Raw genomic sequence first — 11,630 nt, forward strand, 5'->3', positions numbered from 1 at the left:
GCCCCATCCCCGTCCAGACCACCATGCCCACCACGCCCGTCGTCAACACCCACAGGCCCAGCGAGAGGAAGAACGCCTCGCCCGGGGCGCGCGACACCTCGCCCACGGCCACCGCCAGGTTCGCGGGCGTGGGCGCCACGTCCCCGCGCTCCAGGGCGCGCAGCGTGGGAAGCCGCTGCAGCGTCACGCCCAGGCCCAGGAGCATGTGCAGCAGGCTCACGCCCACCACCATGAGGACGAGCGTGCCCAGGTCCACCACCAGCGGCCCGCCCAGGACCAGCGAGGCGAAGTGCAGGCCCAGCGTGGAGCCCACCAGGTTCGCCAGCGGGACGGGGAACATCAGGTGTCGGCTGAAGGAGGCCCGCCGGGGGCCGCTGCGCGGAGCCATGGTCGCCTCACCCCTCCCCGGTGCCACTGCCGCTGGGAGACTCCACGGAGGACTCGACGTGGAAGCGCTCCACCACGTGCTGGAGGTCGTGCGCCAGCGAGGACAGGTCCGCGTTCGCCGCCACCATCTGCTTCGTCGCCGCGGCGTTCTGCTCGGTGACGCGCAGGATGTCCCCCATGGCCGCCGCGAGCTGATCCGTGCCCGTCTGCTGCTGCAGCGTGGCCAGCGAGATGCTGCGCACCGCGTGCGACGTCTGTCGCGCCAGCTCCAGGATGAGCCCCAGGCTGTCGTCCACCTGCGCCGCGAGCAGCGTGCCCAGCTCCGTCGTCTTCAGGCCCGCCTCCGTGGCCATCACCGCCGCGTTCGTCGCGTCGCGGATCTCCCCGATGAGCCCTTCAATCTCCTTCGTGGAGCGGATGACGTTCTCCGCGAGCCTGCGCATCTCCGCGGCCACCAGCGAGAAGCCCCGCCCCACCTCGCCCGCCTTCGTGCCCTCCAGCTCCGCGTTGAGCGCCAGCAGGTCCGACTTGTCGGCGATCTCGTTGATGAACTCCACCACCTTGCCAATCTGCTGCACGCGCTTGTTGAGGCGCACCACCGCGTCCGCGATGTCCTCGTTGTCCGACTTCATGCGCTTCATGGCGCCCAGGAAGGCGGTGGCGCCGCGTTGGCCGGACTGCGCCGCGCCGAAGGTCCGCTCCGCGATGGCGGACACGGACTCCGCGTTGTCGGCGATCTGCTGCGCCGAGCGCGCCAGCTCCTCCGTGGTGGCGCTGGTCGCGTTGAGCGAGCCCGCCTGCTCGTCCGCGCCGGCCTCTTGCTCCGTGCTGGTGGCCACCAGCTGCGACGTGGTGGTGGAGATCTGCAGGCCCGCCTTGCGCAGCTGCGTGAGCGCCTGGACCAGCTGCACCTGCATCTGGGTGAAGGCCGCGGAGGTGGCCCACACCTCGTCCTCGGCGTGGATGACGCGGGGGGGCCGCACCTCGCCGCGCGCGATGCGCGTCGCGTCCTCGGTGATGGCGCGCAGGGGCTCGGAGAGCGCCGTGCCCGCGAGCGCCGCGGTGCCCAGGATGAGCAGCGTGACGAGCCCCGAGAGCAGCCCCAGGGGCGGCCCCTCGCCCCGCCGCGCCCGCGCGATGACCTCCCCGCGCGCCTCGGTCGTGGTGGCCTGCGCCCACGCGTCCACCACCGCCACCGTGCGCGTGAAGGCCACGTCCAGGATGAAGAGCGACGGGCTCAGGACCGCGATGGCGGTGAACGCTACCAAGCGCCTTCGGATGTGCATGCGCCGGGGCGGCAGGGCGGCCAGCACCTCCAGCGGCGACAGCCCCGCGGCCACCAGCCACCCCTGGGTGGCCCGGCCCCGGCGGACCAGCATGAGGTAGACGAGCATCGAGCTGAGCGGCCCCAGCGACACGCCCATCAGCATCACGCGCAGGCCTTCCGTCCACGGCACGTGCGCCAGCAGCGGGAAGGACAGCGCCACCGCCACCGTCCCGCCCAGCCAGCCCTGCATGGCGAACCAGAAGCCGCGGCCGGGCATGGCCGCCACCTCCTGGAGCGCGAGGCGCAGGTGCTCGGGCGTGGCGGGCACCCGGCCCTCGCCCAGGGCGATCAGCGTGCGCAGGGCCCGGTTGTCGCGCAGGGTGCCCAGCCCCAGGAACAGTGCGAGCGCCATCACCCCGAGCACCGACAGCGGCCCCCGGCCCTGGGGCGGCAACGTGTGGGACAGGTGGACGTGCAGGAGCGCCAGCGCCACGCCCACGCTGCTGCCCAGCACGCGCGGGCGCGTCGTCCAGCGAGCAAGCGCGCGCCACTCCGCGGGCGGCGTCATGTGCCCTCCCCGCCCAGGCCGCGCAGGTAGCGCTCGAAGCCCTCCAGGTGCACCAGCGGCCAGAGCACCCCGCGCGTCAGCACGAAGCCACGCAGGCTTCCTCCGGAGGCCCGCGCCACCACCGGCGAGGGCGGCAGCACCGACAGCACCTCCGCGTCGATCTCCAGCCCGTCCACCCCCACCGCCTCCCCCGTGGCCGCGACGAGCACGCGCTGGACGCTCGCGGACTCGCGGAAGGCGCCTCGGGCGGACACGCAGGTGGCGTCCGGCGCGCCGATGGAGGCCACCTCGCTCGCCGCGAAGGCGAGGCGGTGGTGGCCCACGTGGCACAGGAGCGTCCCCTCGACCCGGGCGGGCGACATGGGGCTAGCTGCCCTGGCTGAGGTGGTCGAAGAGGCCTTCGGGGTCGATGACGGCCACGTCGCGCGAGCCGCTCTTGCCGGGGCCTCGCAGGTGGACGTGGACGCCCGTGGGGCCCAGGGGCTCCAGCGGACCCTGCACGGGCGACACCCCGGCGACGCTGCTGGCCGTGAGGGCCAGGGTGCCGCGGGGCAGCCGCACGAGCACCGCGCGGCGGGAGCCGGCGGTCACCCCTCCCACCAGCAGGCTCATGTCCACGACGGGGATGACTTCACCCCGGTGCGCGAACACGCCCAGCAGGTGGGGCGGGGAACCCGGTACCCGCGTCAGCTCGGGGAAGGTGACGACCTCCGCCGCGGCTTCCGCAGGCACCGCGTACCAACTGCTTCCACACGCGAAGACGAGGTAGGACTGACGCGTTTCCGACTCAAGGGCGGCCATTCGCGCCAGAGCCTACCCCAGAACTAGCGCTGGAACTCCACGCGGCGGTTCTCCGCCCACGCTTCCTCGGTGGCCCCGTTGGACACCGGGCGGTTCTCGCCGTAGCCCACCGTCGTCAGACGGTTGGACGGCACGCCCAGGTCGGTCAGGTAGCGCTTGACCGCGGCGGCGCGGCGGTTGGACAGCTGGAGGTTGTACTCCTCCGTGCCGCGATCATCCGCGTGGCCGCCCAGGGTGATCTTCCCCTGGCTCGCCTTGATGCAGGCCGCCAGGTCGCCCAGGCGCGACTGCGCGCTGGAGTCCAGGGTGGACTCGTTGAAGCCGAAGCGCACCGGAGCGAAGTCGCAGCGCGAGCTGGCGTCCGCCGTCACGCAGCGGCCGCCCTGGCAGTCCTGGCCCTCACCGCAGTCCGTGGCGGCGGTGCAGGTGTCCTTGGGGGCCTGGCAGCGGCCGGCCTGGCACTTGCCGCCGTTGCACGCGGAGTCGTCCTTGCACTGGGCCTCGGCGCACTTACCGGCCTCGCAGATGCGACCGGCGCCGCACGCGGTGTCCGTGGTGCACTCGGGGGGCTTGGGGGCGCACTTGTTCGCCTGGCAGGTGAAGCCCTCGCGGCAGTTCGCGTCCTCGGCGCACTCCTGGCACTGGCCCTGGACGCAGACCTCGCCCTTCTCCTTGCAGTTATCGTCGTTGTTGCACTTGGGGTAGGTGGGCGGGCACCCGGTCAGCACGGCCACGGCGAGGGCCATCCCCGCCCAAAGCGAAATCCGACGCATCATTCCTCCGAACACCAAATCACGGGAAAAGGGGACCCACGAACACGCGGGCCGAAGTCCGTCGCGTCTAGTCGCACCCGCCCGGGCGAGTCAAAAGATTTGTCCGTTACCCACCCTTCGGACCCGAACGAGTCACTTGAAGCCCCGATTATTTTCATGAGAGTGTGACCGGTTTGCCCATGCCCGCCGCCGTCCTCATCGTCGATGACGAAAAAAACATCCTCCTGACCCTGAGCCAGTCGTTGCAGCTGGCCGGCTACCGCACGGAGCTGGCCAGCAGCGGGCAGGTGGCGCTGGACGTGGTGAGCGCACGGCCGGTGGATGCGGTGCTGATGGACGTGAAGATGCCGGACATGGACGGCCTCACGGTGCTGGCGCGGCTCACGGAGCTGAAGCCGGAGCTGCCCGTCATCATGATGTCGGGGCACGGCACCATCGACACGGCGGTGAAGGCGACGCAGCTGGGGGCGCGCGACTTCCTGGAGAAGCCGCTTGCGCGCGACCGGCTGCTGGTGGCGCTGCGCAACGTGCTCACGCACCAGGCGGCGATGGAGGAGTTGCAGGAGCTGCGCGCGCAGCTGGGCCGCTTCGACATGGTGGGCGGCGGGCCCGCCATGCAGCGCATCTTCTCCCTCATCCAGCGGGCGGCGCCCAGCGAGGGCCGGGTCCTCATCACCGGCGAGAACGGCACCGGCAAGGAGCTCATCGCCCGGGCGCTGCACCAGCACTCGCGGCGCAAGGGCGGGCCGTTCGTGAAGCTCAACTGCGCGGCGGTGCCGCACGACCTCATCGAGAGCGAGCTGTTCGGCCACGAGAAGGGCGCGTTCACCGGCGCGGTGAGCGTGCGGCGCGGCAAGTTCGAGCTGGCGCACGAGGGCACGCTCTTCCTCGACGAGATTGGCGACATGCCGGCCGCGATGCAGTCGAAGCTCCTGCGCGTGCTGCAAGAGGGAGAGCTGGAGCGCGTGGGCGGCACGGAGACGCTCAAGGTGGACGTGCGCGTGTTCGCGGCGACGAACAAGAATCTGGAGAAGGAGATCGCCGCCGGGCGCTTCCGCGAGGACCTCTACTACCGCATCAACGTGGTGCAGATTCACTCGCCCCCGCTGCGCGAGCGGCGCGAGGACCTGCCGGACCTCATCGGCACCTTCCTGCGCGAGGCGTGCGCGAAGAACGGCCGCCGGCCGCTGATGCTGTCTCCGGACGCGCTCGCGGTGATGAGCGCATACGACTACCCGGGCAATGTGCGCGAGCTGCGCAACCTGGTGGAGCGGCTGGCCATCCTCTGCGAGGGCCCCGTGGTCTCACGCACCGACGCGCTGGAGTTGCTGCCCCGGGGCCGGCCCCTGCCACCGATGCCCGCGGCCACCGTGGGCGGAGACGCGCCGCTGGCCCCGCTGACGGGGACGACCACGCCCATGGGTGCGGAAGCCGTCGCGCCCGCTGCGTCCGGCCCGCCCGGGTGGCGGCCGCGCGTGGACCAGACGTTCCGCGAGCAGGTGGAGGACGCGGAGCGGGAGATCATCCAGCACGTGCTCGCCCACACGCACGACAACGTGACGGAGGCCGCGCGGATCCTCGACCTGGAGCGCGGCCACTTCTACAAGAAGATGAAGGCCCTGGGCCTGCGCCGGGGGCAGTCCGAGTCCTGAGGGCCTGCCTGGCCGCGTGCTTCCGGGCGCGTTGACGCGCGCTCGAGACGTCTGGTCTATTGCGCGCAGGTGCCGAGGGGCGCCTGCACCCGAAAAGACGACGTCACCCTCGCTTCACCCGCAGCCGACATGCTCCCGATGAAGTCCTTCCGGTCCACCCGCGGGTGAGGGCCGCAACCGAAGGAATCGTCATGGGAACCGGCAGCACCTCCACCGTCACGCTTCACGAGTGCAAGGTCCGGGCGTCGCTCCTGCTCAAGGACCTGGACTCGCCCGACACCACCCGCGCCACGCGCGCCGCCGAGCGCATGCGCGCCCTGCCCTTCTTCGCGGGCCTGTCCCTCGGCGAGGTACTCGCGCGCCGGGACACCGTGCGCCACAAGCACGGGCTCGCGGTCATCGCCCGGGAGGCCGGCCACGCCACCTGGACGCAGTTGAAGCAGGCCTTGAGCGACGCCGCGCCCCCGCCCGCGCTGGACACGGGCGGGTTCTTCCAGAAGCAGCAGGGCGTCTTCCTCAACCGCTGGTTCGCGACCTACGACGAAGCGGCCGCATCGTTCGCGGCGCAGGGCGGCTTCCTCTTCCCCTTCCGTCATCAGTGCTTCGTCTGCGAGGCCGACTTCCTCCAGGCGCTGGGCATCGACACGGCGGATCCAGACTGGGAACGGATGGGCCGCGATTGGGTGCGTCCGCGCGACAGCGCCGCGCGGGCCCGGCTGGAAGTGAAGCTCGTCGCGCTCGGGTACGGAGGCCGCCATGTCGCCGACTGATGACTCGCGCGCCGCCCGCTCGGAGCGCAAGCGCGCCTACAAGGAAGCCGCGGTGCCCATGGGCATCTACGTCATCCGCAACCGCGTCAACGGCAAGGTGTTCCTGGGCCACAGCATCAACCTGCCCGCGATGTTCAACCGCATCCGCTTCGAGTTCGCCCAGCGCATGCACCGCGTCCCGGAGCTCCAGGCGGACTGGGACCGCTACGGCGAGGCGGCCTTCTCCCTGGAGGTGCTGGATCAACTCCCGCCCCTGGAGGAGCCCGGTGCGACGCCGCCCGTGGAGGAGCTGAAGGTGCTGGAGGGGATGTGGCTGGAGCGCCTGAAGCCCTACGGCGACGCCGGCTACAACACGCCGCCCAGGCCCTGAGCCTCGCTTGGAGGGAGACGTGGGGGAGCACTCCTGAACGCTCCCTCCCCCTCACGGGACGGGTGCCGCGACGCATTGAGACGTGCCAGGATGGGGGCACTTCATGAGCACGAGCGCCGCCCCCATCCTCGGCATCGACTTCGGGACCACCAACACCGCGGCGGCCTTCTTCGACAAGGCGGGCAAGCTGCGCGTGGTGCCCATCGCGGAGAAGAGCCTCACGCTGCCCTCCATCGCGTGGTTCCACGCGGGCGACAAGGCCATCGTCGGCCCCGCGGCGCGGCGGCAGATCATCGACGATCCGCGCCACACCATCTTCGGGGCCAAGCGCTTCCTGGGCCGCCGCTTCCAGTCCGAGTACGTGGCGCGCCACCGGGGCCGCTTCGCCTTCGAGCTGGTGGAGGGCCCGGACGGCTACACCGCCGTGGAGGTGTACGGCAAGGTGACGCCGCTCATCGACGTGGCCCACTTCATCCTCAAGCACATCCACACGCTCGCCAACCACACGGCCGGCGCGCGCTTCGAGGAGTGCGTGCTCACCGTGCCGGCGCACGCCAACATCCGCCAGCGCGAGGCCATCCGCCACGCGGCGGAGAAGGCGGGCCTGCGCGTGCGCGCCATCGTCAACGAGCCCACCGCCGCGGCGCTCTACTACGCCAACCTGCGCAACCCCGAGCAGACGGTGATGGTGTTCGACCTGGGCGGCGGCACCTTCGACGTCACCCTGATGGCGGTGCAGAACCGCGTGGTGAAGGTGCTGGCCACCGGCGGCGACGCGTTCCTGGGCGGCGCCAACTTCGACGAGCAGATCGTCGAATCGCTGGTGGAGGACTTCCGGCGCCAGCACGGCATCGACCTGCGCGGCAACAAGGTCGTCATGCAGCGGCTCGTCTTCGCCGCCGAGTCCGCGAAGATGGCGCTGAGCAGCGCCACGTCCGTCCCCCTGCGCGTGCCGTGCATCACCCAGAAGGACGGCGCCTTCGTGGACTTCCACTACACGCTCACCCGCGAACAGGTGGAGGCCATGGTGTTCCAGCTCATCGAGCGCACCGCCGCCGCGTGCGACGACGTGCTGGAGAAGGCGGGCCTGAAGCCGGACGCCATCGACGAGCTGGTGATGGTGGGCGGCCAGACGCGCATGCCCGCCATCCGCAAGCGCCTGTCCCACTTCCGCAAGCTGTCGTCGGACAAGGAGGTCCACCCGGAGCTGGGCGTGGCCGTGGGCGCCGCCATCCTCGGGCGCAACCTGGCGCGCGGCATTACCGGCCTGTCGGACGTGGTGCCCATGCCCATTGGCGCCATGGTGCCCGGCGGCGGCCAGCACGAGGTGCTCCCCGCCAACACCCCCGTGCCCGGCACCCGCTCCGTGGCCCTGGACCTGCCGCCCTGGCCCGGCCCCGTGCCCGTGGCCCTCTTCGAGGCGTTGGATCGCACCACCGTGGAGCGCGAGCTGCTGGGCACCGTGCGCATCGAACCGGACTGGCGCGTGGCCCACCCGGGGCCCACCACGCTGGAGCTGCGCATGGCGCCGGACTTCTCCCTCACCGCAAGCCTCGTCGCGCCGGACGGACGGCGTCAGCCGCTGACCATCACCGACCCCAACGCGCCCCAGCGCGCCTGAGACACCCGGGGTTCAGCACACGGCCCGGGCCACCACGGTGCCCTTGAGCTGATCCAGGAGCCGGCAGCTCTCCTCCAGCGCGTCCTGGCACTGCGCGACGAGCGGCCCCAGCCCCCCCAGCGCCTCCGGCACCCCGGCGTCCGCGCGCTGCTCGATGTCCCAGCACAGCGACTCCAGCCGGGACGCCCCGAAGTAGGCCGCGTTGGACTTGAGCGTGTGCGCGGCGCGCGCCAGGTTCTCCAGCTCCCCTTGCGCCAGGGCCGTGCGCGCGTCGTCCATCAGCCGGGGCATGCTCTCCAGCGCCGTGTCGATGAGCTCCGGGAGCATCCGCTCCACCTGCCCGTCCAGCGACTGCCACAGCCGCTCCAGCGCCGAGGGCTCCAGCCCGCGGATGCGCGGGGTGCCCACGCGGAGGACCTCCGGGACGTGCGCGACAGGGCGGGCCCCGGGGTCGCGCGGCAGCCGCTCCCAGGCGCGGCGCAGCGCGGAGATGAGCTCCTCCACGCGGATGGGCTTGCTGAGGAAGTCGTCCATGCCCGCGTCCAGGCACTCGCGCCGGTCCGCCGTCATGGCGTTGGCCGTCATGGCGATGACCCACGGCTGCTCGGCGGCGGGCACCGTCGTGCGCAGCTGGCGCGTGGTCTCCAGGCCGTCCATCTCCGGCATCTGCACGTCCATCAGCACGACGTCGTAGCGCGCGCGCTCCAGGGCGTGCAGCCCCTCGCGGCCGTTGGAGGCCGTGTCCGCCGGGTAGCCCAGCCGATCCAACACCAGCAGCGCCAGCTTCTGATTGGTGGGGTTGTCCTCCACCAGGAGGATGCGCAGCGGCATCTGTTCGCCGGGGCGCGCGTTGAACACCGAGCGCTCGCGGGTGGCGAGCGCCGGCGCGGGCGGCGGCTTCGCGGAGATGAGATCCCTCGCCAGGCACGTCATCAGCGCGTCGTGGAGCTGCGAGGCCTTCACCGGCCGGGGCAGCACCGCGGTGAACATCCCGTGCGGCTGGGCGTCGCGCTGGTCGAACGAGGTGAGCAGCAGCAGGGGCAATTCGCGCGCGTCACGCTGCTGGCGGATGTGCGCCGCCAGCGTGGGGCCGTCCATCAGCGGCATGCGGTGGTCCAGGATGGCCAGGTCGAACCGGGCCCCCGACTCCAGGCGCGTGAGCGCCTCCACCCCGGAGCCCACCTCCACGATGTCCATCCCCCACGCGGACAGCTGCCGGCCCAGCAGCTTGCGGTTGATGGCGTTGTCGTCCACCACCAGCACCCGCCGGCCCTGGAGCTTCAGCGAATCCGGACGCAGGGACTCCGCGCTGCGCGGGGCCTCGCGCGCCTGGAAGGTGAAGTGGAACGTGGCGCCCCGGCCCGGCACGCCCTCGCTCTCCATCCACAGCCGCCCGCCCATCGCCTCCACCAGCCGCTTGCTGATGGCGAGCCCCAGCCCCGTGCCGCCGAAGCGCCGGGACACCGACTCGTCCAGCTGGTTGAAGGGCTGGAACAGGCCGCTGCGCGCGGACTCGGAGATGCCGAGCCCCGTGTCCTGCACCGCGAAGTGCAGCTCGAACGTCCCCGTGGGCGCCAGCGGCCGCCGGGGCGTGTCCACGGAGATGGACACCCCGCCCCGCTCGGTGAACTTCACCGCGTTGCCCACGAGGTTGAGCAGCACCTGCCGCAGCCGCGCGGAGTCGCCCACCACGTTCACGGGCGTCTCGTCGGTGACGTGGTAGCCCAGGTCCAGGGACTTCTCGCTGGCGCGCATGGCCAGCAGATCCAACACGGACTCCACGCACTGCCGCAGGTCGAAGGGCTTCTGCTCCAGCTCGACCCGGCCGGCTTCGATCTTGGAGAAGTCCAACATGTCGTTGAGCAGCTCCAGCAGCGCATCCCCGCTCTGGCGGATGGTGGACGCGAAGTCGCGCTGCTCGGGCGTCAGCGCCGTGTCCATCAAGAGCCCCGCCATGCCGATGATGGCGTTCATCGGCGTGCGGATTTCATGGCTCACGGTGGCCAGGAAGAGGCTCTTGGCCTGGTTGGCGTCCTCGGCGGCCTGGCGCGCCCGCTGGAGGTCGGTGATGTCGTGGTAGATGGCGATGAAGCCCAGCGACCGGCCGGCCACCATCACCGGCAGCGCGCGCAGCTCCACGTCCACCGCCGTGCCGTCCTTGCGCACGCGCCGGGTGACGACGTGCACGCGGTCCTTGCGCAGCACCTCGCGCGACGTCTCCTCCGCCTCCGGGCGGATGCCGTCCGCGTTGGCCACGAGCTTGAGGATGTTGCGCCCCAGCGCCTCCTGCGGCGTGTAGCCGAAGAGCGTCTCCGCGGCGGGGTTCCAGGTGAGGACCTCGAAGGCGCGGCTGATGGTCACGATGGCCACCGGGCTGTGGCAGACCACCGCCTCGAAGAACTCCTTCTGCTGGCGCAGGGTGTTTTCGGCCTCCGAGTGGGTGTCGTCCGTGCGGCGCAGCAGCAGCACCCGGCCACCGTCCGCCTGTGGGATGGACAGCACGCTCAGCGAGTGGAGCGCCGCCCCCTGCCAGCGGGTCTCGTAGGGGGCGCTTCCCGCCTGCGGGGGCACCCAGCCCGGCAGCACGTGGTCCACCTGCAGCCCCACCAGCACCTCGCGGGGGCCGAGCAGTGCCTCCGCGGCGCGGTTCACGGCCACGACCCGCAGGGTCGGGTCCAGCACGAGCACCCCGTCACGGGTGTGCTCGAACAAGGCCGGATACGCGCTGGGTGGCAGTTCGGGCAACCTTCCCCCTCCGTCCAAGAACTGTAGGTCAGTCGAGGCGCCAGTTCCACGCCATCCATGAAAACCGTGGAGGTGGGCAGGCGCCGGACCGTCCCAATCCCCCGGGGACACGGCGGTTCAGGGGGTTAGGGGGCAGCCTGCCGGACAGCCCCCTCCCACACCGTCCGTCATCCGTGCCGCCTGCCTGGAGTCAGAAGCCAGCCCTGGGCGCTGCGGCGGTGGGGCGACCTAGCTTTCCACTGACCCCACGGAAGAGAGAGTCGTGTCAGACCCGAACGCGGCCCCCCTCATTCTCATCGTCGATGACGAGCCGGAGCTGGAAGTCCTGGCTCGCTACCTGGAACTCGAAGGCTACTCCGTCCTGACGGCGTCCAATGGGGAGGAGGGATTGCTGGCCCTCGCCTCGTGTCGCAAGCCCTGCATCGTGCTGCTGGACCTGATGATGCCGGTGCTGGACGGCTACGGCTTCCTCAGGCGGTTGAACGACGATGCGACCCTCTGCGGACTCCCTGTCTTCGTCCTCACGGCCAGCTTCCCCAAGGAGCAGATGGCGGGCACCGTGGGACTCCTGCTCAAGCCCCTGCACATGGAGGTACTGCTGGAGGCGGTAGCACCGTATTGTCCGCCTCCCAATGAAGACGAGAATTCCAGCTAAAACCCGCACCCTGCCCTTCCT

10 protein-coding genes and 1 pseudogene are annotated in these 11,630 nt (G+C 71.3%); 5 read left to right on the plus strand and 6 right to left on the minus strand.

Translation table 11 applies throughout. From position 1 onward, the window contains the following. The 5 genes and pseudogenes from D7V93_RS06165 to D7V93_RS06185 all read right to left on the minus strand — a co-directional run. Positions 1–388, minus strand: a pseudogene (locus D7V93_RS06165) (methyl-accepting chemotaxis protein); the annotation flags it as partial. Between the two features lie 7 nt (positions 389–395). Beyond that, positions 396–2,222 (minus strand): methyl-accepting chemotaxis protein, encoded by a 1,827-nt coding sequence (locus D7V93_RS06170; protein WP_120642480.1) that lies wholly within the window; start codon positions 2,220–2,222, stop codon positions 396–398. Next, entirely contained in the window at positions 2,219–2,584 is a 366-nt protein-coding gene (locus D7V93_RS06175; RefSeq protein WP_120642481.1) for a protein CrdC, read from the minus strand. The genes D7V93_RS06170 and D7V93_RS06175 overlap by 4 nt, the downstream gene beginning before the upstream one ends. 4 nt (positions 2,585–2,588) lie before the next feature. After that, on the minus strand, positions 2,589–3,023 hold the full coding sequence (locus D7V93_RS06180) for a chemotaxis protein CheW (RefSeq protein WP_120642482.1): 435 nt from the start codon (positions 3,021–3,023) through the stop codon (positions 2,589–2,591). 23 nt (positions 3,024–3,046) lie between these two features. Continuing rightward, a complete protein-coding gene (locus D7V93_RS06185) occupies positions 3,047–3,796 on the minus strand; it encodes an OmpA family protein (protein WP_120642483.1) in 750 nt (249 codons plus the stop codon). A 179-nt stretch (positions 3,797–3,975) separates the two neighbouring features. Here D7V93_RS06185 and D7V93_RS06190 point away from each other — a divergent pair, with 179 nt between their 5' ends. The 4 genes from D7V93_RS06190 to D7V93_RS06200 all read left to right on the plus strand — a co-directional run bounded on the left by D7V93_RS06190 (position 3,976) and on the right by D7V93_RS06200 (position 8,209). After that, on the plus strand, positions 3,976–5,448 hold the full coding sequence (locus tag D7V93_RS06190) for a sigma-54-dependent transcriptional regulator (RefSeq protein ID WP_120642484.1): 1,473 nt from the start codon (positions 3,976–3,978) through the stop codon (positions 5,446–5,448). 191 nt (positions 5,449–5,639) lie between these two features. Then, positions 5,640–6,218 carry a hypothetical protein gene (locus tag D7V93_RS46440; protein ID WP_244237137.1) on the plus strand — a complete coding sequence of 193 codons (579 nt, stop codon included), beginning with the start codon at positions 5,640–5,642 and terminating at the stop codon, positions 6,216–6,218. Continuing rightward, on the plus strand, positions 6,205–6,588 hold the full coding sequence (locus D7V93_RS46445; protein WP_244237138.1) for a GIY-YIG nuclease family protein: 384 nt from the start codon (positions 6,205–6,207) through the stop codon (positions 6,586–6,588). The genes D7V93_RS46440 and D7V93_RS46445 overlap by 14 nt, the downstream gene beginning before the upstream one ends. Positions 6,589–6,691: 103 nt before the next feature. Continuing rightward, entirely contained in the window at positions 6,692–8,209 is a 1,518-nt protein-coding gene (locus D7V93_RS06200; protein WP_120642485.1) for an Hsp70 family protein, read from the plus strand. Between the two features lie 12 nt (positions 8,210–8,221). Here D7V93_RS06200 and D7V93_RS06205 read toward each other — a convergent pair whose 3' ends face one another. Next, positions 8,222–10,954, minus strand: a complete 2,733-nt coding sequence (locus D7V93_RS06205) for a PAS domain-containing hybrid sensor histidine kinase/response regulator (RefSeq protein ID WP_120642486.1) — start codon at positions 10,952–10,954, stop codon at positions 8,222–8,224. A gap of 262 nt (positions 10,955–11,216) precedes the next feature. Here D7V93_RS06205 and D7V93_RS06210 point away from each other — a divergent pair, with 262 nt between their 5' ends. Beyond that, positions 11,217–11,609, plus strand: coding sequence for a response regulator (locus tag D7V93_RS06210; protein ID WP_120642487.1), 393 nt, complete (start codon positions 11,217–11,219; stop codon positions 11,607–11,609). Positions 11,610–11,630 lie beyond the last annotated feature (21 nt).

The organism is Corallococcus llansteffanensis, from assembly GCF_003612055.1.
GTDB classification, from domain to species: domain Bacteria; phylum Myxococcota; class Myxococcia; order Myxococcales; family Myxococcaceae; genus Corallococcus; species Corallococcus llansteffanensis.